General features: G+C 40.8%; 14 protein-coding genes and 1 tRNA gene. 3 read left to right on the top strand and 12 right to left on the bottom strand.

Annotation, left to right across the window (positions count from 1 at the left end):
- Positions 1–122: 122 nt before the first annotated feature.
- Positions 123–1,706, bottom strand: a complete 1,584-nt coding sequence (locus HXT20_RS01745) for an ATP-dependent helicase (protein ID WP_422114415.1) — start codon at positions 1,704–1,706, stop codon at positions 123–125.
- Positions 1,707–1,857: 151 nt separating this feature from the next.
- Between HXT20_RS01745 and HXT20_RS01740 the strand changes: the two genes are divergently transcribed.
- Positions 1,858–3,393: a phosphotransferase gene (locus tag HXT20_RS01740; protein ID WP_004575051.1), complete on the top strand. Its 1,536-nt coding sequence runs from the start codon at positions 1,858–1,860 to the stop codon at positions 3,391–3,393.
- Between the two features lie 82 nt (positions 3,394–3,475).
- Complete coding sequence (locus HXT20_RS01735) at positions 3,476–3,700, top strand: DUF3107 domain-containing protein (protein WP_004112344.1); 225 nt, start codon at positions 3,476–3,478, stop codon at positions 3,698–3,700.
- Between the two features lie 8 nt (positions 3,701–3,708).
- Here the strand turns inward: HXT20_RS01735 and HXT20_RS01730 are convergent, their stop codons facing one another.
- Positions 3,709–4,596 carry a PHP domain-containing protein gene (locus HXT20_RS01730; RefSeq protein ID WP_004137925.1) on the bottom strand — a complete coding sequence of 296 codons (888 nt, stop codon included), beginning with the start codon at positions 4,594–4,596 and terminating at the stop codon, positions 3,709–3,711.
- Positions 4,597–4,677: 81 nt separating this feature from the next.
- Here HXT20_RS01730 and HXT20_RS01725 point away from each other — a divergent pair, with 81 nt between their 5' ends.
- A complete protein-coding gene (locus HXT20_RS01725; RefSeq protein WP_004112337.1) occupies positions 4,678–5,382 on the top strand; it encodes a vitamin K epoxide reductase family protein in 705 nt (234 codons plus the stop codon).
- Positions 5,383–5,459: 77 nt separating this feature from the next.
- On the opposite strand, the gene murI is transcribed toward HXT20_RS01725, so the two are convergent.
- From murI to HXT20_RS01675, 10 genes are all read right to left on the bottom strand, one after another.
- Positions 5,460–6,242 carry a glutamate racemase gene (murI, locus tag HXT20_RS01720; protein WP_004115668.1) on the bottom strand — a complete coding sequence of 261 codons (783 nt, stop codon included), beginning with the start codon at positions 6,240–6,242 and terminating at the stop codon, positions 5,460–5,462.
- A gap of 50 nt (positions 6,243–6,292) precedes the next feature.
- Positions 6,293–7,918, bottom strand: a complete 1,626-nt coding sequence (locus HXT20_RS01715; protein ID WP_421786181.1) for an ATP-binding cassette domain-containing protein — start codon at positions 7,916–7,918, stop codon at positions 6,293–6,295.
- A 16-nt stretch (positions 7,919–7,934) separates the two neighbouring features.
- On the bottom strand, positions 7,935–9,683 hold the full coding sequence (locus HXT20_RS01710) for an ABC transporter substrate-binding protein (protein ID WP_174190559.1): 1,749 nt from the start codon (positions 9,681–9,683) through the stop codon (positions 7,935–7,937).
- Positions 9,684–9,825: 142 nt separating this feature from the next.
- Positions 9,826–10,833: an ABC transporter permease gene (locus HXT20_RS01705; protein WP_004115673.1), complete on the bottom strand. Its 1,008-nt coding sequence runs from the start codon at positions 10,831–10,833 to the stop codon at positions 9,826–9,828.
- Positions 10,830–11,717, bottom strand: a complete 888-nt coding sequence (locus HXT20_RS01700; RefSeq protein WP_192381777.1) for an ABC transporter permease — start codon at positions 11,715–11,717, stop codon at positions 10,830–10,832. Before HXT20_RS01700 ends, HXT20_RS01705 begins: the two co-directional genes overlap by 4 nt.
- Positions 11,718–11,999: 282 nt before the next feature.
- On the bottom strand, positions 12,000–15,410 hold the full coding sequence (gene ileS, locus HXT20_RS01695) for a mupirocin-resistant isoleucine--tRNA ligase (RefSeq protein ID WP_004574981.1): 3,411 nt from the start codon (positions 15,408–15,410) through the stop codon (positions 12,000–12,002).
- 256 nt (positions 15,411–15,666) lie between these two features.
- Positions 15,667–15,739, bottom strand: a tRNA-Arg gene (locus HXT20_RS01690).
- Between the two features lie 49 nt (positions 15,740–15,788).
- A complete protein-coding gene (locus tag HXT20_RS01685) occupies positions 15,789–16,097 on the bottom strand; it encodes an exodeoxyribonuclease VII small subunit (protein WP_004112318.1) in 309 nt (102 codons plus the stop codon).
- A gap of 109 nt (positions 16,098–16,206) precedes the next feature.
- A complete protein-coding gene (xseA, locus tag HXT20_RS01680; RefSeq protein WP_042711320.1) occupies positions 16,207–17,562 on the bottom strand; it encodes an exodeoxyribonuclease VII large subunit in 1,356 nt (451 codons plus the stop codon).
- A 152-nt stretch (positions 17,563–17,714) separates the two neighbouring features.
- On the bottom strand, positions 17,715–23,738 hold the full coding sequence (locus HXT20_RS01675; protein WP_422114414.1) for a S8 family serine peptidase: 6,024 nt from the start codon (positions 23,736–23,738) through the stop codon (positions 17,715–17,717).
- Between the last annotated feature and the right edge of the window lie 282 nt (positions 23,739–24,020).

The following is a 24,020-nucleotide window of genomic DNA, read 5'->3' as shown; positions in this document are numbered from 1 at the left end:
GTGAATAATAAATAAATAAATAATAAATAACAATAAATAAATAACAAATGAATAATAAATGAATAGAAATAATAAAACAGAGCGGAAAAACTTGCGATTTTCTTAGAATTATTTTAAACAAATTATTCTAAGAAATGACTTACAGTTCTTTGCATACCACTTCCATAATCCTTGCAAAGAGCGTAAGAAATATGCAAGGTTTTTTCCGCTCTTGTTATTGCAACATACATAAGTCTGCGTTCTTCTTCATCCTCATCTTCACTTCTACTAACAGAAGATCCAAAAGGAAGAAGACCTTCAGAACAGCCAACCAAAAAAACGTGTTTAAATTCCAAACCTTTAGACGCGTGAATTGTAGATATAGTTACAGGAAGTAAAGATTTTTTAATTAAATCAACATGCTTCTTTTCGGAAACATTATCTACAAACTTATTATCTGTATCAGCAAAGGATAAGTCGCCAGCAACCGATGAATTGGAATTGCTTACTTCTGTATTATCTATATTATTATCGAGCACATCAGGTTGAAGACCAGCATCTTTTTTAACAGAAAAATGTAAGCCCAAGCTACCTAATGTTCTACAAAACATATTCTGCTGAACATTAGTGCGCGTAAGAATAGCAAAATCCGTAGGAAGCGCATCCCCCGATTTAACAGCTTTAGAAATCTGCTGAGCAACAGAAAGAGCCTCATCGTAATCAGTATTATAAATACTTTTGGAAACGCGAGCGCCACCCTTAATATTTGATTTTAATTTTAAATAATCACGCCTACACGCAGATTGTGAAAGAACACGATTAGCAAGACCAACAATACGTTCTGTAGACCTGTAATCCGTATTCAAACTAATATCCGCGTAGATTGGTGCAAATTCTTTTGGAAACTCAAGTAAATCGTAGCTACTAGCACCATCGAAAGAATAGATGGTTTGGGCAGGATCTCCAACAACGCAAATATTGCGGTTATCGCCCAACCATAGTACAAGAAGCTCATGTTGCAACGGCGAAACATCCTGATACTCATCAACAGTAACCCAACCTATTAAACTACGAATCTGTTTAGCAGCATTAGGGAAAGATCTTAAAATATGACAGGTTAAAAGGAGCAAATCGTTAAAATCAATAAGATTACGCGTATTTTTTTCAATCTCGTACGCTTTATAAACTTCTACGAATTGTTTAACATCTAAGCCCGCAGGGAGTTCTCTATGAACACAAGCATATGCTTTCGCATAATCATCTGGTGCAATAAGCGAAACTTTCGCCCAATCAATTTCTGAAATAATATCTCTTATTTGCACAGACGTCATATTTGCAAGATCTGTGTAATGAATCAATGCTTGCTCTGTAACTTCTTTAGGATCATCCATTATTCTTGGAAAAGGAGCTGAGCACACTGAATCCCATACCTTACGTAAATGTTTTAATGCTGCAGAATGAAAAGTTGCAACAGTCGCATTATTAACACCTAATTTTTTAAGACGTTCTTGCATTTCTTTAGCAGCCTTTACAGAGAAAGTTACCGCCAAAACGCGATTTTCATCCCATTCTCCTTTAGCACACGCATACGCTATTCTGCGTGTAATAGTGCGAGTTTTACCAGCACCAGCGCACGCCACAATGCGAACAGGACCATTTAACGCCATGGCTGCTGCACGCTGTGAATCATCTAAATCATTCAATAATGACTCTGGAGAAGAAATCATATTTCTATTGTTACAGCAAACAAAGAAAAAATAAAAGATTAAAACACAAATGTGGTTAAAGGTTATTTGACTATATCTCGCTGCTTTGTATTACTGTTGAACTGTGACACAGATAAGCAGATTCAAGTTGGTAGCGCTGGCCTCATCGGTCATGCCAGAAGTACAATTCGCCGGAACCCGCCAAAGTGAGCAGGCAAACGCCACCGATGCCGCTGCGGGAATATCTCATGCCGTTATTCAAGACGTTTCTGGTAACCTTTATGACATTTTTGTAAGCTCCGAGAAAAAAGGGCAAAAACGCTTACACGACAGAGCTAGAGCAGCATGGGTGCTGCAAAAAACCAAAGGACTTGCAGCTCTTGGATTTGCACACGAAGAAATGCTTAAGTTTGTTCCTGGCTCCCTTTCAAACCAGAACAATCAAAATACGCAAAATACAAAAGCTGCGCAATCTACACAATCTACACAAGAAGATAACCAATCTGATTCAAACAGCTTATATGGCGAAAGACTTGGACAGGCAGATTTTAATAATCCAACAGTATTGATTTGCCCACATTTAAACGGAAGCGCTAGAGAATTAAGCCTTCTTACAACAGACGATTGCGTAAACGCTGGCACAGCCATGGGCGCAATTCACCGACTAAGCCCAGCATTTTTAACAAAAGGCGGCTACCCTACTTTTACTACTGGTCAGATTCGAGCACAATTAACATCTTGGATTAAAAGGCTACGTCAAGCTGGTCACATTCCTACTGAAATCACCGATAACTGGTCCAGAGTGCTTGAAACCGATGGATTGTGGGCATTTGACACTTGCCCTGTTCACGGCGGTTTTAAAGATGGAGATTTTCTATTTTCTGGATCTACGATTACTGCAATAACCAATTGGCAGAGCATGCAAATCAACGATCCTGCGCGAGATTTAGCGTGGATTTTTGCAAAACTTAATGAACAGCATAGGAATGCACTTCTTAGCGCTTACGGAAGAATGCTAGGAGCCAGATTAGACAGCATGATTATGCTTCGCGCAAACCTATGGCTTCAAATGGAGCAGGTTGGCGACTTTGTTCAAGCTTTGCAGCGTGCGGATACAACTGGGATCATGCGCTTTAAAGCACAAGTAGAACGTCTTGCTCACGAGCTTACGCGTATAAACAATTCTAGAAACGCAAATGCTAATCAAAACAACAATTCAAGCGCAAATCCTGCGTCTTCTCTAACTGTAGGAGATATAGTTAAAGACGATACTATTGAATCTTCTGATGCCACAAATGAGAGCAATATAAGTGCTAAAAGTCAGACAATTGCTTTAAACAGCAATAACGACAGCACGAGTGAAAACCCTACAAAAGTGAACTATTCAAATTCACAAGCGCAAGAAGATTCTTACAAAGAGTCTGATAATACGAATGCTACTAAAACTACATCTGTTGCTGATAATCTAGAAACACAAGTTATAAATAGCATTATCAATAACGCCGATAATAGTAACAAGAATAGTGACGGAAGCATCGAAAGCAAGATTGAGAGCAATAACAGCATCGAAAGCAAAGATAACAATGTAGAAAATACTGGCAAAAATAACAATGAAGATTTAGATAAGCCAGCAACTATTATTATCCCAATGCTAAAAGATGCAGATCAAGCTATTAAAGATGCTAAAGACAAACTGAGTAATTCGTAAATGCTAAATATTAGATGCTAAATATTAAGTAAAATCAAAGAAACCAATTATTAAAAGTATCAAAAGTATTAAAGGAAACAAAATGAAGGTAACAATCGGAGTTAAACACGTAAACGACACTATCAGCTTTGAATCAGAACAAAGCGAAGAAGACGTGCAGAATATTATAACCAATGCAATCAAAGACGAAAAATTAATCACCATTACAGATAAAAATAACAGGAAAATTGTTGTACCTAGCAACTCTTTTGCCTATGCAATAATCGGAGATACCCCAACACACACTGTTGGTTTCAACGCATTGTAATTACAAAACTAGCGATTTAGGATTTTACTCACTACTTCGTCGCTAGTTGTTTCTTCACCAAGACTATTTGGTTTCCCGCTTCCGTGCCAATCAGAGCCGCCAGTAACAAGCAAATCCAAGTCTTTTGCTAATCCAAATAGTCTTTGTCTTTGCGTTAAAGAATTACCACGATGATACACTTCTAAACCATCGAGACCTAAACTAGCGTAATAAGCAATTTGAGAGTCTGAAAGAATAACAGGATTCCTACTATAATCCGCAGGATGTGCAATAACACTCACTCCCCCAGCATGTTTAATAACTTTAATAACTTCATCAACGCTGGGAGAAGGCGTAGGAATGTAATAAGGTCCATGAGGCGCTACTGGCCCTGCAAAAGCCTGAGATCTTGTTTCAAAAACACCTGCAGAAACCAATGCATCTGCAATATGTGGTCTGCCAATCGTAGTCAGATTCCCTTTACCTGCTTGATTAAGAACATCTTGCCAAGTAATCGGAAAATCGTGCGACATAAGCTCCACCATTTTACGCGTACGATTTAAACGACGTTTCCTTGTTAAATCAAACATTTCAATAATGCACTCGTCGTTTGGATTATAACGATAAGCAAGCATATGAACAGATATATTACCTTCTACAGATGTGATTTCGGATCCAAAAATAACTGGAAAATCCGCAATATTAGCAGCTTCTTTAAAATCACTCCAACCAGCAGTAGTATCGTGATCTGTAATAGCCACACCTTTAAGACCAATAGTTTTAGCTTCATTTACCAAATCTTCTGGCGACTTTGTACCATCGGAATAAAAGGTATGACAATGCAAATCCCAACCAGAATTATTCTCATCAGGGTTTGCAAAAAAATCAATATCAGCGCTAGTGCTAGTTACAGTCATACAATTATCGTAAACTGTGGCATGTAACGTTTATCTTATAAACGATTAATCCCTACATTATTAGCGTTTACAGGAGTACTTATGGATAGCTGTAATTCACAAACAGAACTCACAAATATAAATGAGCTATCTAAAACGGAAAACAATGTAGACGAAAAAACACTTTACGAAACAAACTCATTAAAAGGCTGGAGACATTCTGCTACTTGGGTTTACGCTATTATGCTAGTTACTTCTGCAATAGCCCTTCTAACATCTCTAATATTATCTTCTGAAACTTTAGCTCTTGCGCGCACACCGCACAAAGCGCTTGGATGCGATATAAACACTCTCATATCATGCTCTAAAGTAGCTCAAACATGGCAAGCAGAATTCATACGATTTGGCGAACTAAGCTTCCCTAACGCCTTCTTTGGAATAGCCGCCGAAAGCGTATTTGTAACACTTGCTGTAATTGGAATAGCAAAAGTAAAACTTCCAAAATGGCTAGCGATATTTAGTTGGGTAGGCGGGTTATGCGCACTCTTGTACGCGTATTGGCTGTTTTCTCAATCAATGTTCGTAATACAAGTTCTTTGCCCATGGTGCTTAGTACTAATGTTTTGCACTACTATACAATTCATGTCACTTAGCCACGCAACAGTTAGCGCGCAAGGAATTGGATTAAAAAATAAAATTCTAAACGCGTATTACAGAATTAACTACGATTTAATCGTAGACTCACTATGGATATTCGTAATCGTGCTATTAATTTTAAGCAAATACGGTCATGCTATATTTAGTTGAATCAAAAGCTTATACAACTAAATTCATCACATATTTCATCACATATTTATAAGCTGCAATTTAAATTAAAGTTATAATCAGCAGTCACTATTAAGCAGAGATTGCGATAGCTTAGCAATACGATCGCTTGAATCGGAGTTAGTGAGCAAAACACTCCCCTCGTCATCTTTATCCGCAAGAAGATTCATTGAATCTAAGACGCTTTTAAGATGATGAATAGTGCCAGCATTACCATCTACAATCTTCACGCAATCAGGCAAAAACTCACGAAAATAACTTTTATAAAACACAAAATGAGTACAGCCTAAAACAACTGAATCAATATTGTTTAAATCATAAGAATCAAAATACTTATGCAAAGCACTCATAACAATATTTTTATTGCCTAAATCACCATTTTCCACAATTTCTACCAAATCTGGACACGGTCTAGAAAAAATTTGGTGATCTTGCGTAAAACGATTCATAAGTTCCGCAAACTTGCGCTCTTTAAGCGTTAAAGGAGTAGCAGCAACAATCACGCGCTGAGGCTTGCCGCCACCTAAATCGCAAGCAAGCTTAAGAGCAGGTTCCATGCCAATAATCGGCATACTATAGTGCTCACGCAAATCTTTAACAGCAGCAGAAGTGGCAGTATTGCAAGCAATAACAATAGCTTTAACATTAAGACTTGCAAAATGCTCAACAATCTTAAAACTAAGCTCACGCACTTCTTGCGGAGTTTTTATGCCATATGGAGCATTAGCAGAATCCCCAAAGTATATAATGCGCTCATTTGGCATTGCTTCTCGAAGCTCACGAACTACAGAAATACCACCTAACCCAGAGTCAAATACACCTATTGGAGCGCACGAAGACATAAAAACCTCCTAATAAACTCTTACAATGGTACTTTTTAGCACAAACATAATCATTGCAAAACAGCATCAATAAGACTGCGCGTGTATGGATTTTTAGGTAAACGCAATACATCTTTAACGCTTCCCTGCTCAACAATCCTTCCGCCTTTTATAACACTAACTTGGCTAGCAATGCGGCTTACTAAAGCCAAATCATGCGTTATAAACAAGCACGAAAAGTTGTACTGCTTTTGCAAGCTACTTAAAAGATTTAGGATTTTTAGGCAATGATTTGCATCTAACGCCGAAGTTGGCTCATCTGCAATAATCAAAGAAGGACGATTTATTAACGCTCGCGCAATGCCAACTCGCTGTTTTTGACCGCCAGAAAGCTCGTGCGGGAACCTGTTTATTAAGCTTAATGGCAAATGCACTTGATTAAGAACAAGCTCCACGCGCTTTTTGCGCTCTTCTTCGCTAAGACTTTTATTGACAATAAGAGGCTCGGCAATGCTCCAACCTACAGTTTTTAAAGGATTTAGCGCCGAGCCAGAATCTTGGAAAATGAACCCAATATTGCTTAAAATCTTGCGATTTGCGCGTTTTTTGCAATCGGAGTATAAATTAAGACCCTCTATGCTTATGCTGCCAGATTCTGGCTTAAGCTGACCAGAAATAAGCTTTGCAATCGTTGTTTTTCCAGCACCAGATTCGCCAACCAGCGCATGCGTTTTCCCCCTTAAAATATTAAGGTTCAAATCACTTATTGCGTATTTAGAAGGGTTGAAAATTTTAGAATACTTAGCATATTTAGCAGAAACATTTTGAATGTTTACGCAAAAATCGCCAGCCTCCGAACTAGTTGATTCGCTAGCTAAATTACTAATATCAAAATCAACAATAGAGTCTAAAAGAGATCGCGTATAGCTGTTTTTAGGATTAGAAAACACATCTTTAACTAGCCCACTTTCAACAATACTGCCACTGTTCATAACATAAACTGTGTTTGCAACAGCCTTAACAACGCTCATATTATGCGTAATAATCAAAACCGCAATATTATGCTTTTTAGCTAAATCGCGCAAAAGCTGCAAAATCTTACGCTGAGTTGTAACATCCAAAGCTGTTGTAGGCTCGTCTGCAATAAGCAAAGAAGGTTGATTAATAATTGCCATTGCAATCATTGCGCGCTGAAGCTGCCCTCCAGAAAGTTCGTGCGGATAAGACCTATAAACGCGATTTACATCCTTTAGGCCAACCTCGCTAAGGGAATCAAGAACTCGCGATTTTTTAGCGCGAGCGCTCATCTTGCCAAACTTTTCGTGATGATATTTTAATGACTCTTCAATTTGCTTGCCAATGCGCATAACTGGATTAAATGCTGTAGATGGCTCTTGGAATACCATTGAAATAAGCCCCGAACGAATATAAGAATACGGAGCATTATTGCTTAGTAAATCCAAACTGTCATTAGCGCTTGTATTAATAACCGCTTTGCCAGAAACACTAAAATCGCCTGGAAGAAGACCCATTAACGCCAACGAAGTTAAGGACTTTCCCGAACCAGATTCGCCAACCAGCGCACTAATTTTGCCCGCATATAAGTTTAAATATACGTTATGCGTAATCTGATTTTTGCCAATCGCAATAGACAAGTTACTAACGCTGAGCACTGGGTTTTCGCGATTTTCCAACATTTTCTTAAATCCTTTTCTAGTTTCTAAGCGAAACTCGCGCATAGTTTGGATAAGCCGGGAAAGACCCAACAAAGAAGTTTTCCACATTGCTTCCGTGAATATAAGTGTTCTTAGAGTAAATAAGCGGAACGATTGGAGAATCGCGCATAATCTCTTTATCAACATGCTGCCAAAGCAAATCTGCACGCGACTTATCTATAACGCCAACAGCTTGACGAATCAAGGAATCCACTTTTGGATTCGAGTAGCGAGATATATTCCAATTGCCGCCGCCTATTTGCGAAGAGTCAAAAAGCGGACCAATATTTGCATACGCAGAAGGAAAATCAGGCTGCCATTTAGACAAAGCTAAATCGTAGTCGCCAGAATCGCCAGTAATCATATCGGTAAAAATCTGCGAATCCACAGTTCGTATAGAAACATCAATTCCAACGCGCTTTAAGCTTGCTTGAATAGAAGATGCCACTTGCGCCTGATCTGGGCGAGCAATAAGACTAAACTTTAGTTTAGATTTACCCGATTCCTTTAATAATTGTTTAGCCTTTTCTACGTCCCCACGCGGATTTGCAGAATAGAGATTATAGACTTTGCGCTCGCTTACGCCTGGAGTAATAAGCGTTGTTGCAAAACCGCCAGCAACCGCACCGCCCTTTGCTCGCTGATACGACTGCTTATCTACAGCGTACTGAATCGCCTTTCGGATCTTAACATCTTTAATACGGCGATTGTTCATGGCCAAATATTCCAACGCTCCGTCACCGCTTGTAACTAAAAGATTGCTCGACTTGTAGCTTGCTTTAGCTTGTGCGCGTTGAGCTGGAGGCACAAAATCTGCAAGAATAGCATTGTCTGCGCCAGAATTGCCTTGAATCATAGATTGGGCAGCAACAGAAGGATCAACACCAAACTTCCAAATTATCTTGTCTGGGTAATTAGCTCGAATTGAATCCGCGCTGGAATCCCAATTAGTGTTTCTAACCATAACAATTTGCTTGCCAACTTCGTTTTCAACAATTTTGTACGGTCCAGAAGCAACTGGGCTTTTACCATAATCCTGCGCATTCCCAGAATTTAACGGAACGGGAGCAAAGGCCGCCAAAGACGCAACCCAAGGCCAATTAGCAAAAGCAGCATTTAGTTTAAAAATGATTGTTTGATTGTCTGGAGTTTCAATCGAATCCAAAGATTTGCCACTAAACGGACCGGCATAGTCTTTAGCGCCTTCCAAAAGCGCTTTGTGGTAACCGAATCCGCCTGTAAGCGAGTTTGCAAAAGAACGCTCAAGACCATATTTAATATCTTTAGACGTTATTGGGCTTCCATCCTGGTATTTAATGCCTTTTTTAAGAGTGTACTTCCAAGTTTTTCCGCCGTCTAAAGCAGTTCCCGTATCTGTTGCTAAATCGGCAACAACACGCGTTTTGCCACTTGGCGTTACTTTCCACGTTGTTAAAGCGCGGAAAACTAGGCTATTAGAAGTTATTGGCAAACCCTGACTTCTTGCAGGATCAAAATCCATTTTTGATTCAGAGCTTAGAATCGTAAGTGTTCCGCCCTTTTTTGGATTGCTATTAAGCACAGAAGCATTTGGTAGTCTTTTTTGTAGGTTTTGACCACTTTGCACAGCAGTTCCGCAAGCAGAAAATGCATAAACCAGCGAAAACACTAGAATTACAGCAATTGCTCTTAATATATTTAGAGCAAAACCGCGATTAAATTTTTTGATGATTTGATAATAATTTTGTATATTTTGTGTATTTTGCATGATTTTTCCTTAATTTTTTATAAAGTTATAAAGTTATTAAAAATTTTTATTATTGTGATTTAAAGAAGACTTTAGTAGCGACTTTAGTTGCAACCTTAATGGCGATTTTGCTGGCGATTTTAATCGCTCACTAATCACCACTTTAAAGGGCGACTTTAGCCGCTCTAGGATCAAGCAAACAATAACAGACGTCAACAATAAGATTTGCAATTATTACAAGAGCGGCCGAAAACAGCGTAACTCCAACCAAAACTTGCAAATCAAAAGTCTTAACAGCGTCTAAAAGAAGCGAACCCAACCCGTGCATAGAGAACACACGCTCAGTTATAACCGCTCCACCAAGAAGACCGCCAAGATCTAAACCAAACATTGTAAATATTGGTAAAATCGCATTTCGCAAAGCATGATTTACTACAACATGTGAATCAGGCATGCCCTTTGCTATTGCAGTTCGCACATAATCTTTACCAAATTCCCTAATCATTGTAGAACGAGTAATGCGCGCATAAAAAGCGCCATTTATCAACGCTAAAACAATCCAAGCGAGTAGCAGATGCCAAGCCCAGTCAAAAGGATTAGCAAAGAAGCTAACATATCCACCCGTAGGAAAAACGGGAATGTAAACCGCAAAAGCAATAATCGCCAGCAAACCAATTAAGTAGGTAGGAGACGAAATACCAATCGAAGATATTGCTACAATTAAGCGGTCAATCCACGAATCACGCTTAACAGCTTGCAAAACGCCTGCAAATACGCCAATTATCATCCACAAAACAGCAGCGCCAATGGCGATTGATGCTGTAACTGGAAAACGACTAAAAATCAAACCAGTAACAGGTTCATTAAGCGCAAAAGACCATCCTAAGCAAGGAGCCGCGCAAACAATTGCGCTGGCAGATGCAGAATCGCCAAAAGTACGGCCAACAAAAATACCCTGTAAATAGTTAAAAAGCTGACTATACCAAGGCAAATCAGTTCCCATAAACGCAGAAACTTGTGCTAAACGCTCAGGCGTGCAAGGTTTGCCGCACATAAGCTGAGCAGGATTTGTTGGAGTCATAAAGAAAATCAAAAACATTGCCATTGCAATAACAGCAATAACAGCCAAAGCGCTTGCAACGCGCCTAATAATGTAAAGAAAAACGCTCATGCTGCTATCTCCATTTTTGAAGAAAGCCAATCGCCCAGCATATTAAACCCGAGCGCAAGCAGGGACAAAGATAAACCTGGGAATATTAAATACCACGGGTCTACCAATGCCCACTGCACTGCGTCGGATATTGAGCGTCCCCACGAAGGCGAAGGCGGATTCATGCCAACGCCAAGAAATGAAAGTGCCGCTTCAAGTGCAATACGGCCTGGTATAGAAAGTGTTGTATTAACAATGATTATTGGAAGCATGTTTGGCAAAATCTGATTGCGCAAAACATGAAAAGCACTAGCGCCCATAACTCTAGAAGCCACAGCAAAATGGCGATTTTTAAGGCTAAGTGTTTCGCCGCGAACCAATCGCGCCATACTAGGCCAACCAAAAAAGCCGATTATAAGAGTTAAAAGAAGCGGACGCGGGAAAGTTTGAGGCACAATCGCAGAAAGCGCAATCGCAAAGATTAGGAACGGAAACCCAAAGAACACGTCCATAATGCGAGAAATTGCAAAATCAACAAAACCACCAAAATAACCAGCAATAACGCCAATTACAACGCCTAAAACAACGGAGATTGCAGTAGAAGCTAAGCCAATTCCAAGAGAGATCCTTGCGCCGTGAGAGATGATTGCAAATAAGTCAATTCCGCGCAATGGCGTTACGCCAAACCAATGTTTTGAGCTTATTCCGCCTATGCCTATAGGCAACGAAGAATCCGACAAAACATCGGGATTTTCGCTATATGGATCATTACCTGTAATAAGAGTAAAAAGGTCGGCAAAAATCGCCAATAAAACAAACAGTGATATTATTGCAATTCCAACAATTGCGGTAACACTTGATAAGTCGCGCTTACTACGCGAATAAAATACACCGCCCCTTTTCATCGCCACTCATTTCGTTACCTGCACTTTCGTATTGCAATTTTTCTATAAAACTAACAAATACAAACATGAATAAATTTGTATTGTTGTCATAACGAATTTATATGAAGGTATGGAAGTGTAGAAAATCAGAGTGTCGCATTGCTTCACTTTTCGCTTAGAGCGTATCGCGACCCCGATTTCGCCTACACTTATGCGAAATCCGAAGACAAACAAAACGTGCCGACGTATGAATCATACAACGGCACGTTTTTTGTTTAGTTAATTAGCTGTTAGTTGTGTTTTTTACGCGCGCTTAAGACTTACGCTAAGCTCAGTTGCGCTAGAATCAGCCTCAGTAACTTCTAAGCTTGTAGCAAGAGTTTCGTTAGCAATCAAATCACGGAACTGCTCAACTTTAGCAACGTCCACGCTAGGCACATTCAAAGTCAAAGCGATTCGGTCTGTAACATCCAAACCGTTCTCCTTACGAGCATCCTGAACAGCGCGAATAGCGTCGCGAGCGTAACCTTCAGCAAGCAAATCGCTAGTCAAAGCAGTGTCGAGCATAACGAAACCGCCAGTTGGCATTGCAGAAGAAGCCGTATTCGCAGCCGCTTGAGCATCCGAAGACTCAACGCGATTAACAAGCTCATACTCGCCTTGTTCAAGCGCAACTTCGCCGTTTGGAGTCATAACAACAGGAGCGCCAGACTCGTCAACACGCCAATCGCCACTCTTAGAAGCCTTAATAGCAAACTGCACTTGCTTACCCAAACGAGGGCCAGCCGCGCGAGCGTTAACCTTAAGCTCGTGAACAATCTTCAAACCGTGTTCGCTTGCATCTTGCAAAGTGCAGAATGTGACATTCTTCACGTTAAGCTCGCGCTCAAGCACCTGCTCGTAAGGCTCTACAGCAGCAGTATTTTCTGCAACAACAGTCAAGTTTGCCAACGGCTGGCGCACACGCAACTGTTCCGCCTTGCGCAAAGAAAGCGTAGAAGACACAACCTCGCGAACCTTATCCATAGCAGCAACCAAAGCATCGTCGTGCGCAAGAACAGCACCAAGCTCAGTGACTTCGCCAGCCTTAGGGTTCTTCTCGCCATCTGAAAGCATTTGCGGCTCAACCAAATAAGGCCAATCAGCCAAATGCACGGATTCGCCGCCAGTAAGACCACGCCACACAGCCTCTGCTTCCATAGGAGCAAGAGGAGCAATCGTGCGCATAAACACTTCCAACACAGTGTAAAGCGTGTTGAAAGCAGTCTCGTCTTCATTCCAGAATCGGTCGCGGCTGCCGCGAATATACCAATTCGTAAGCACGTCAATAAAATCGCTTACTGCCGCGCAAGCATCGCTAATTGCAAACTCGTTCAAGCATTTTTCTACGCGCTCAACAAGCAAACGCGTGCGAGCAAGCAAATAACGATCCATGTTGCAAAGTCCTGCAACCTCGTCCGCGCGAAGCCTGCGAGCATCGTAACCCTTACCACCGTTTGCAGCGTTCGCATACAAAGTGAAGAAGTAATATGAGCTCCAAACTGGAAGCATAACTTGACGAACCGTATCCCTAATGCCGTCTGCAGTCACAATCAAATTGCCACCGCGCAAAATTGGCGAAGACATAAGGAACCAACGCATAGCATCTGAACCATACTCGTTGAAAACACCGTTCACATCCGGATAATTGCGCAAATGCTTACTCATCTTCTGACCGTCGGAGCCAAGCACAATGCCGTGGCAAATCACATTCTTAAAAGCTGGACGGTCGAACAGAGCCGTAGCCATAATGTGAAGCGTGTAGAACCATCCACGAGTCTGACCAATATATTCAACGATGTAATCGCATGGGAAGTGCTCTTCGAAGAAGTCTTTATTTTCAAAAGGATAATGGAATTGCGCGAAAGGCATAGAACCAGACTCAAACCAGCAGTCGAGAACATCCGTAATACGGTGCATTTGCGACTTTCCAGTAGGATCGTCTGGATTTGGACGAGTAAGGCGATCAATATATGGGCGGTGCATATTCACATTGCCGTCGTCGTCGCGAGGATAGTCGCCAAAATCAGCCTTAAGCTCATCCAACGAACCGTAAACGTCTACGCGAGGATACTTTGGATCGTCACTCACCCACACTGGAATTGGCGAGCCCCAGAATCGGTTACGGCTAATAGACCAATCACGAGCGTTAGAAAGCCACTTACCAAACTGGCCGTCCTTAACGTTTCCAGGAATCCAATTAATCTCCTGATTAAGCTCAAGCAAGCGCTTCTTAATCTTCGTAACAGACACAAACCAGCTAGAAACAGGCTTATAAATAAGCGGAGTTGCACAACGCCAGCAGTGAGGATAGCTGTGCACGTAGCTTTTTTCTTGGAATAGCAACGCGCGCTGATCTTCCGGCATTTGAGCAAGCGGACCGTCTCCTGCACGCAAGTTGCGCAAAATTGGCAAGTTCGCGTCAAAAACGTACAAGCCTTCGTAATCTGGGCAATCGCTTGTAAACTTGCAGCCTGCGTCAAGCACGTCAACGCTGCGAATCTCGTGCGCGTTAAGCGTGTTCATATCGTCTTCGCCGTAAGGAGCCTGGTGAACGAGGCCAGTACCTTCAGCGGTGTCAACATAATCTGCTGTGAAAATCGTAAAAGCGTTAGGACCAGGAGTGCCACCCTCAGCGAGCGCAGAATCGCTTGCAAAGTAAGGGAACACTGGATAGTAGCGCCAGCCAGCCATCTCAGCGCCCTTAAGCTCGCGCACAACCTCATAGTTTTCGCCAAGTTCCTTAGTGTAGGAACCAAGCAAAGGCTTACCAATGTAGAACTTTTTGCCAGCAAACTTGCCTTCAGTTGGGCGAACTTCCACGTAATCAATATCTGCACCAACTACGATTGCGAAGTTTGTTGGAACTGTCCAAGGAGTAGTGGTCCAGAATACTGCGTAAGCATCGTCTTCGTCGCGAAGCTTAACAGCCACGGAAACGGTAGTGTCCTGACGATTCTGGTACACATCCGCATCCATGCGAAGCTCGTGGGCACTAAGTGGAGTTTGGTCCTTCGGGCAGTACGGAAGCACGCGGTAACCCTTGTAAGCCAAGCCCTTATCGTAAAGCTGCTTAAATGCCCACATTACGGATTCCATATATGGAATGTTCAGTGTCTTGTAGCCGCGCTCGAAATCAACCCAGCGAGCCTGACGATGTACGTAGTTTTGCCACTCGTTCGTGTACTTCAAAACGCTGGCACGGCAAGCATCGTTGAACTTCGCGATGCCCATTTTTTCGATTTGCTCAACCGACTCGATGCCGAGTTCCTTCTGCGCTTCCAACTCTGCTGGAAGTCCGTGAGTGTCCCAACCAAAAACGCGGTTTACTTTGCGGCCGCGCATAGTCTGATAGCGCGGAACCACGTCTTTTGCATAGCCTGTGAGAAGGTGGCCGTAGTGAGGAAGACCGTTTGCGAATGGAGGGCCATCGAAGAACACAAACTCGTTTTGGCTACCTTTGCCAGACGGGCGGTATTCGATTGACTTGCGGAAAGTGTTGTTTGCATCCCAGTATTGGAGAACTGATTCTTCAAGCTTTGGGAAGGAAGGATTTGGTGCAACTTGCGCGCCGGCGTTTTCTTGCGTTGATGCAGTTACATTTGCTTTCGGATATACGTGATTTGCAGACGTATTTGCGCACGCGCTAGTTGCTGGATTAGTGGATTCGCTCACTGTGCTCTCCTCGCTCAACAGGGTGAATATTTCCCTGCGAGGACGACAGTTATTGCCGCGGTACCACCTCGCTTGCTGCAAGATGCTTACGCAACTCTTGCAGCCTCTCGTGTTTGGCTATACGGGCCAACCCCGTCGGTTCTAATAAGCGAGGATCTTACGAATCCTCGCCGTTCTTCCGAAAACTCCCCGCCGATAACGGATCATCGCTTAAGTTAGAAACAATCTAACACTATCCCCTAACATTAGCAAAAAGTGCCCCGGATCAGAATCGAACTGACGACACCCACTTTAGGAGAGTGGTGCTCTATCCACTGAGCTACCGAGGCAACAAATGGCAATTATACACTATAGCGTGGTTTACACGCTATAACCTGCTCAAGATTCAAGATTAGACTGCGTTCCAGCAGTTGCAGCCGTAGCAGACTGCTCCGCTTGAGCCGCGTCCAACTTAGCGCGAACCGATGCAAGCAAGCCCTGCGCACGCTTTGCTAGCGCTTCTCCAAGCTCCCATTGATGCATAGACTGATCCAAAGTCAAACCGCCAGCCTCAAGTGCTTTAACAGCTTGCACAAGCTTTTCGCGCGCCTCTTCGTAAGGCATTGCGTTAATCGCAGCCCGCTCTTCACTGCTAAGCGTGCTAATAGCGTCAACTTTTGCACCTGCGTCTTTTGTTTCGTCGCTCATAATTATCCTTTTCTAATTTTTTATTTAAGATTTTTTTATTTAAAATTTTTGCGTTTTTATTTTTAAGACTTTTAGATTTTACGACTTTACAGCTTTAGATTTTACAACTTTACGACTTTTCTACAGAAGTAACGCTAGCTGTAATCAATCCACTTTTAAGAGTAACAGTTATATCATCGCCAGTTTTTACACGACTAGAATCATCGAGTACTTTCCCACCGCTAATTTGCACAACTGCGTAACCTCGATTAAGCGTTGATTGCGGACTAAGAGCCGTAATACTGGCATGCGCTTTTTCAACAGTCAAACTAGCGTCGTCAAGCAGCCGCACCAAACCATGCCTCATGCGTTCAACGGCCTGCTGCACAAACAACTCATGCGGCTCCAGCATAGTGCTAGGTCTAGTAAGGCTAGGACGATTCGCGTAGCCTTCAATAAGCTGAATCTCGTTGCTAACTCGCGCAGAAATCCTCATACGCGCGTGTTGCAAAGCGTTATCAATCAACTGCCATTGCTCGTTAACATCTGGAACAACGCGCTTTGCTGCATCTGTAGGAGTAGAGGCTCGCATATCTGCAGCCAAATCAATAAGCGTCCAATCGTCTTCGTGACCAATCGCAGAAACAATCGGAGTTACGCAAGCAGCCGTAGCGCGAACCACGCCTTCGTCCGAAAATCCAATCAAATCTTCAAAACTACCGCCGCCGCGCGCAACAATAATCACATCAACCTCTGGGTCTGCGTCTAGCTGCTTAATGGCCGCAATTACGTCCGCTGGGCATTGCACACCCTGAACATGCGCGTGAACCACCTTAAAACGCGTTACAGGCCAGCGCAAATTGACGTTTGTAATAACATCCCCCTCGGCGCGAGCTTGAGGCGCACACACTAGACCAATGCACTTTGGGAACTCAGGCAGAGGCACTTTATTCTCCACGTCAAACAAGCCTTCGCCTTTAAGCTTTTTGCGCAACTCATCTATTTGCGCTTTTAAGTCGCCAGCGCCAACACGTCTAATTTCGTCTGCAACAAAGCTCAATCGCGTTGCTTTTACCCAAATATCCGCCTTGCCGTGAACTACTACTCTATCGCCCTGCCGCAAATCTTTCGATTGCTGAACAAACTTGCTAAAGCCCATTATGGAGATTGAAATGTCTTCGTTACTGTCTCTGAGCGTTATGTAGCCAGACGTAGACCTTCTCATGTTGATTTCAACAATCTGACCTTCTACCCAAGCTGCAGGCCACTTTTCTACAGCACCATGGAACTTTTGGCTTATAACGCTTACCGGCCAAGGATTTTCGGCAGTCGTGTCGGCTGCCTTCAGAGGAAGCTGGCGCGGCTGCGGCTGCGACTGAACGAACGTTTGGCGCGGCTGCGACATAATCGTCTGCTGCGAATCTTGCGGCATATCTTGCGAAGCATCATCCTGGAATAATTGCGGCATCATATTTGACGAGGTCATGTTTACAGCTTGACTGCAAAGAGGGACAAACACGCGATAACTCTCGACAGTAGTGCCCACAATAAAATACTCCCCATGCGATTAAGCATGAGGAGTACTTAATTATTTAGAATCATAGAATCTAAAATTCAACTTCAGAATCTAAAATTCAATTATTTAATACTTCGATTCCGCAATCTGCTAGCAATTAACGCAAAAGCACTAATTAGCATCAACAAAGTAACTGTAACCAGAGTGGAAACTGTTCCAACACCAGTTGCACTTAACTTTGAAAGCATGCTACTTGCATTAGCTTCCTTTGAAGATGCAGAATTGCTTGCACCAGAATTGGCAGCACCATTAGCTTTAGATCCGCTTCCGTTCTTACTTCCGCTACCGTTGGCATCAGCATTGCTTGCATTTGCAGATCCACTAGCATTTGCGTAACCAGAGCTCAAATAATCATTGGCAGCATTGCTAGAAGATTCATAATTCTCGTGATATGAATCAAATCCAAATCCTGAAGAACTTCCCAAAACACTTCCGAAATTATTTTCAGAATATTTCAGATTATATTCTGCAATTGTTTCTTCAGATGAAGTTGCATTAGCTGGAATAACCCACACAGTAGTCCATGCAATCTGCGAACCATTTTCATCAAGAAGAACAATCGTATACTCACCTGAATATCCTTCTGGGATCTTAGCGTCGAAGCGAGGCAACCCATCATCACCTAACGTTACCGTTACATACTTAGATCCATCTTTACCATGCAATAGCACAGGCGAAGAATAAATGTAAGCATAAGCATAAGCTAACTTATTCTTCTTAAGTTGGTTAATGAATGCACTTGTATCACTAGAAACTTTAGCATTAGGAGACTCAGAACCAGATTCAGCAGAATCATTCATTCCAGCAATCAGCATAACAACAGGATTGCTCTTACCAGCACGAGCAAAGTTATTCAAGCGATTACCAACTACAAGATCACCTTTAAGTGATTGTTTTAGATCTGCTATTGATTCAGGAGCCTTAGGCGCTGAAGTCGACTCAGCAGGTGGATTTACAGAAGTATTAGAAGAGCCAGAATGTTCAGATGGACCTTGAGGCGTATCTTTCTTTTCTTTCTTTCTGTCAATCACAATTACCTTAGAAACCGTATCACTATCAGCGTTCGTATTAGTCGTAATATTACCCGCGTAATCAACAGCTTCTACTCTAATAGTATGACTACCGTTATTTAAATCAGCAGTTGGAATATCAAGACTGAATTCAGTCTCACCCGGCTTGCTAGCAACAACAGCAGCATTATCTTTACTATTATCAGAATCTACAAGAATATCTTCTATATTCTTCTTAACTAGATTATTTTTAGCAGAAGCGACAACTTTTCCATCAACATATACTTTTGCAAGTTGAAGATTATTATCCTTGACCTTCACCTTGATGGATCTATTATCACTAATAGTTTCATTGCTTTCCACACCAATATTAACTTCAGGATCCTTCTTATCAACAACTACAGGTATGAAGGTTTCCAAAGATGAAGCAGTTGTATTATTCACTTCTACATGAATAATATCCTTATCTTTTACAGCAAAATTCTTGTTAAACAATGACTTGTTTACCTTTTCACCACCACCATCTGTTGAGAAGAATTCACTAACTATACTTCCGTTTATAAACAGAGAATACCCAAAGCAATCCTGGCTCATAGAACCCTTGAAGTCCACAGAATCTTTATTGGTGAACAATTTATTACCGTAAACAATAGGTTCGTTAAACACAGCCTTAGCTGGATTTACGTCAAAGTAGAATCTTGCCTTAGTATCAAGGAAGCTTCTCTCTAATTCCTCTGTTGACCCTTCTTTCTTAACTTTTTCTTTAAGTTGCATACGGAAATCATTTATTCCAACATGCATAGGAAGCGTCACAGAAAAATGACCATCTTTAATTAAAGCAACAATAGGATCTTTCAATTTCATATGACCGTCAACTATTTCAGCAGAAGGCGTGAACACTATGTTTGAAATCTTAGGTCCAACTTTACCTGTTACTGTAAAGGAATTACCACTTATATTAGGATTTGGCTTACCGTCTTTCAATTTTGGTTGAATTATATAAGTGTTAATTCCTTCAAACTTATTTGCGGATTCCTTATCTATTTCAAAGTCATAATCCTTGCTGAATATCCTATGAACTTCACTATCAAACTTATCTACTGGCTTCGTACGACCTTCTAAAGCAAACACTTTAGAAGAATCATTCGCACCATCAGATGCAGTTAAAGTAACTGTATAAGCAGTAGCATCAGGTTTAATAGTAACTTCGAATGAACCGTCATCATTAAGCTTTACATCATCAGGATCTACAAATTCTCCAGAAGAAGAACCGCTACCAACGGAAACACCACCATCAGGAGTTTGCGCTGTCTTAACATAATCCAAATGCATCGAAAGCTTGTCACCTTTATCATCAGTAACTTTGCCCTTAATAGTAACCTCACCGTTTTTAAGAACATCGAGATTATTATTTTTGTTCAAATTGGTTACTGTTATATTTGGAGCATGAGCATTGAAAGTTACATCAACTTCATCATTACCAATTGGCTTACGTTCATTGTTTAAACCTGTAACAACAATATGATTAACACCGTTCTCAAGAGGAACATAGGCGGCAAAAGCTGACTTATCTTTGAAGAATTTCTTATGCTCATCATCAACAGTTACAGTCTTATTCCCATTATCTTTATAGGTAACCGAAACTTTAATATCTTTCACATCATCGGAAGCATAACCGCCGATAGGAAGATAAAGATTATTGTCACCATCGAATTTAGACATGAATCTAATGGCCATAGTCTTACTTGCAAGCTTAGAGGCTCCATTTATAACAACATCTTTAGAATCCTTAGAATCCTTAAAAATCTTATAAACATAACCACTTTTATTTTCAGCAGAATCCTTAGTTGAGACATAAAGGAATTTAGCATCAGACCCAATATGAACTTTATAAGTATGCTTTGTCGCAGGATTAGAAGGATCAAAGTTTAACTTACAAGCACCCTTGTCATCTTTTTCCTGGCATGTTTTATCTACATTTCTAACTGCAGACCATTTGCCATTTATATGAATATCAGGCACATAAGTTTCGCTCAAATCGTCAGTGACAGTAATAATCACATCACCATTAGAGTCACGGTCAGAAACCTTAATCTTAGGAGCTTTGGTATCAAGACCAACCTTCATAGTGTAGGTTTGTGAACGATCAGAATTCTTAGACAATTTTGCTGTAACCTTGTACGTATATATTCCATCAGGAGCAATTACCTCTTTACCGGTTTTAGGATCGTATTCACTACCATCCCATTCACCAGTAGAACTCTCATTACCATGAGCATTTCCTTTAAGGCTCCTGTAATCACTACGGCTAAGATAATTGTCATAACCTAAATCTTTAACAAGGTTGCCCTTACTGTCATATATAGAATATCTGACTTCTTCAGCACTACGGAACATCATTACAGATGGAATGATAGTGTCTAAAAGCTTATCTTTGTTAGGAGAGAATGAACCTAATTTAGTAGCTTCACCCTCACGATTCACCTTTACTTTATTAGTATTACTTACCGCAGAAACAAGAGTTGTACTTGCTTTAATATCTGAAGAATACTCCTTACTAGGATCAACAAGAATTGGCTCTTTATTCCAATCTCCAACGAAACCTAGATATGGAACTGAGATGTTTGGTTGATTAGAATCTTTTGATTCAAATCGAATATAACCCTCAATATAGTGATTTCTACTAGTATTTGGCTTAAGCTTAAATTCAACTGTTGCAACACTATTAGCTTTTACTAAAATACTGCCATTGCAATTTTGAGGAGTCAAATCCTCATTCTTACTTATATTTGTAACAGTATTTTTATTAGCTTCGTTTGATTCATTTAATACTTGTTGAGTTGGAACGTTGAAAGTTAAATCTTTGCTTCCGTAATTGTGCAAATCTACTTTAATAGTTCTTTCACCATTAACTTCACGAAGAGGAACATAAGATTCACCGTTAACAGTAGCAATAACATTTGTATCCATAGCTTTGTCAACCTGTGCCAAGCCAGCACCGATTTGACGAGGAACATATGGAACGCCCGTATCTTTACCATCATCAGTAAGAATCTTCGCAGTATTCATCAACGCTTGAGTTGCTCTCTTTGCGCGTTCTACTCTACTAATAGAAGGAAAACGATTCTTATAATATTGCACCATAAGTGCAGAAAGACCTGAAACATTTGGAGCAGCCATAGAGGTACCCGACATGTTTACATAATTGCCTTTACCGTTCTGAGTAGAAAATACATTACCACCGATACCAGCGATATTAGGCTTAAAGTCGAGCTCTGGCGTTGAACCCCACGAAGAGAATCCTGAAGGATGCATGCTATCAGGATTTGGAGCGCTTACATAATCATTGCTGAAAGAAATCTTAACTTTCTTATTTTGCTTAAGATCATCGAGCATTTTTAAAGCGTCAGTACGCCTAATCGACACTCCAAATTTTTTGCCAAATCCTTCAATACCAGCCATACCAAGGAATTGTTCTGTACCTTTATCATTATTGTAAACAAGTATACCTGCGGCACCAGCTTCAAAAGCATGCTTGAATTTTGTAGCAAAATTGATTTTACCGCGCTCAACTAATACATATTTACCGTGAACATTTACGCTATCGTACTCATCTATATCAGGATCATCTGAATCATCATCGTATGATCTTCCATATCCTACAGAAACGACTTCACGCTCTTGACCATCAGGTTTGCCTGTAGCCAACCTATAAAGTATATCTGTACCTTTACTAGAACCATCTACTTTATAAGTTGCTTTTTTCTCTGTCATAACTGAATTTTCAACAGAAGCAACACTGAAAGCTTCAGGGAATGCAGAAGGCGTGCCAAGAGTCGCATCATCTAACTTTCCAAAAACATCATCTATTTCACCATTAGACGAAAAATTCAAACCTGAATTACCGGCAGAAATAACTGGAAGCACACCAACAGCTCTAGCTTTCTTTAATGCCAAACCTGTAATATTTGAGGCTCCACTAAAGCCGTTGATAGAACCAAGCGACATGTTTATAATATCCGCACCAAGCTCAACGGATTTTTCAACAGCAGCAGCAATATCAGCATCATCAGCACCGCCAGATCTGCTAGCTTCATTCGAGAACACTTTCATAGCAAGTAGCTGTGCGTTTGGAGCAACACCATCTACACGCCAATTCTTGTCTGCTGGTTTACCTGTCTCATCTCCATTAGCAGCCACAATACCAGCTACATGCATGCCATGCTGTTCTTCACTAATATCATCTCTAACATTATCGTTTTGATCTGCAAAATTATAGCCGTCAGGAATTTTATCTGTAAAACCAGGCTTAGGTTTCATTTTTATATGAGCTTTTGCAGATTCATCGAGCTTCATATCTGGCTGATTCATATCAATACCGGTATCAATAATTGAAACTAGCATACCAGTGCCATCAAGCTTATACTTTTTAAAAGCCTCACCTACACCTTGTAAAACACGTGCATTGTTTTCCATTGTCCGGAATTTACGTGCTTTGTGAGCAGATTCAATTTCAGGCTCTTTTCTAAGTTCTAATACCATATTCTGAGGCATGGTTACCTCAAATGCATTCACCAAGTATCCAAGCTGACGGCGAACCTTCATCTTATATTTTTTGCACCATTGAGGGAGAAGTTTATTTTGTTGATTCTTACGTTCTGAAGCAATACTTTTTCCAATGCCACCTTTACCTTTAAGAGTAACTACAACATTTACTTCTTCTTTAGAATTAAAGTCAAATTCGTTTTTATACGCTTTTTTATAATCTTCTATAGCTTTTTCAAGCAATGAACCTTTATAAGATTCTTCCGTACCTTCATTCTTTTTATTTTCAGCAAAATCTTTAATAGCTCTTTTAATTTCTGCTTCTGTAGGCACATGACCTGAATCAGCAGCTTTGCTGAGCAATTTATTTGCACCAGAAATTGTGGTTTTATCAGATTTTTTATTAACATTTACGTTTGATACAGTTTCTGCGTATGCTGTAGTTAATCCGGAAAGCGGCACGATAAGGGTTGCTGTAGCAACTCCTAATGCAGCTAAGCGAGTTAAATATGATGCTCTTTTGAACTTCATAAATACGCTCTCCTTCAATGAAATACTTATAAAATATTTTTCACAAGCCTAGCATTGAGGAAAATAAAAAAAAACATAAATATGTAAATTTTTATGCATAAACAGTTAAAAAATACGAATCAACCCACAAAGAACGGCTAAATATAGCCATTTCTAAAGAGAAAATTTTTCAGAATTGCGTTGATTATACAACTATAAATTAACATGTTGTTCACACAAAAGATTCAAAACTCGTTTTTTGTTACTATTTTTTATAAATATTGCTTATATTTATAAACATAT

The sequence above is a fragment of the Gardnerella sp. DNF00109 genome, from assembly GCF_049262845.1.
Lineage (GTDB): Bacteria > Actinomycetota > Actinomycetes > Actinomycetales > Bifidobacteriaceae > Bifidobacterium > Bifidobacterium vaginale.
Note: the sequence above shows the minus strand (reverse complement) of the source record. Positions and strands in the feature narration are given on the sequence as shown.

Excerpts from the sequence above, each read along its gene's own strand:
- HXT20_RS01725 (WP_004112337.1), top strand. The coding sequence starts at position 4,678 with ATGGATAGCTGTAATTCACAAACAGAACTCACAAATATAAATGAGCTA.
- HXT20_RS01675 (WP_422114414.1), bottom strand. The coding sequence starts at position 23,738 with ATGAAGTTCAAAAGAGCATCATATTTAACTCGCTTAGCTGCATTAGGA.
- HXT20_RS01710 (WP_174190559.1), bottom strand. The coding sequence starts at position 9,683 with ATGCAAAATACACAAAATATACAAAATTATTATCAAATCATCAAAAAA.
- HXT20_RS01745 (WP_422114415.1), bottom strand. The coding sequence starts at position 1,706 with ATGATTTCTTCTCCAGAGTCATTATTGAATGATTTAGATGATTCACAG.
- HXT20_RS01700 (WP_192381777.1), bottom strand. The coding sequence starts at position 11,717 with ATGAAAAGGGGCGGTGTATTTTATTCGCGTAGTAAGCGCGACTTATCA.
- HXT20_RS01685 (WP_004112318.1), bottom strand. The coding sequence starts at position 16,097 with ATGAGCGACGAAACAAAAGACGCAGGTGCAAAAGTTGACGCTATTAGC.
- HXT20_RS01735 (WP_004112344.1), top strand. The coding sequence starts at position 3,476 with ATGAAGGTAACAATCGGAGTTAAACACGTAAACGACACTATCAGCTTT.
- xseA (WP_042711320.1), bottom strand. The coding sequence starts at position 17,562 with ATGACCTCGTCAAATATGATGCCGCAATTATTCCAGGATGATGCTTCG.
- murI (WP_004115668.1), bottom strand. The coding sequence starts at position 6,242 with ATGTCTTCGTGCGCTCCAATAGGTGTATTTGACTCTGGGTTAGGTGGT.
- HXT20_RS01730 (WP_004137925.1), bottom strand. The coding sequence starts at position 4,596 with ATGACTGTAACTAGCACTAGCGCTGATATTGATTTTTTTGCAAACCCT.
- HXT20_RS01705 (WP_004115673.1), bottom strand. The coding sequence starts at position 10,833 with ATGAGCGTTTTTCTTTACATTATTAGGCGCGTTGCAAGCGCTTTGGCT.
- HXT20_RS01715 (WP_421786181.1), bottom strand. The coding sequence starts at position 7,918 with ATGTTGGAAAATCGCGAAAACCCAGTGCTCAGCGTTAGTAACTTGTCT.
- HXT20_RS01740 (WP_004575051.1), top strand. The coding sequence starts at position 1,858 with ATGCCAGAAGTACAATTCGCCGGAACCCGCCAAAGTGAGCAGGCAAAC.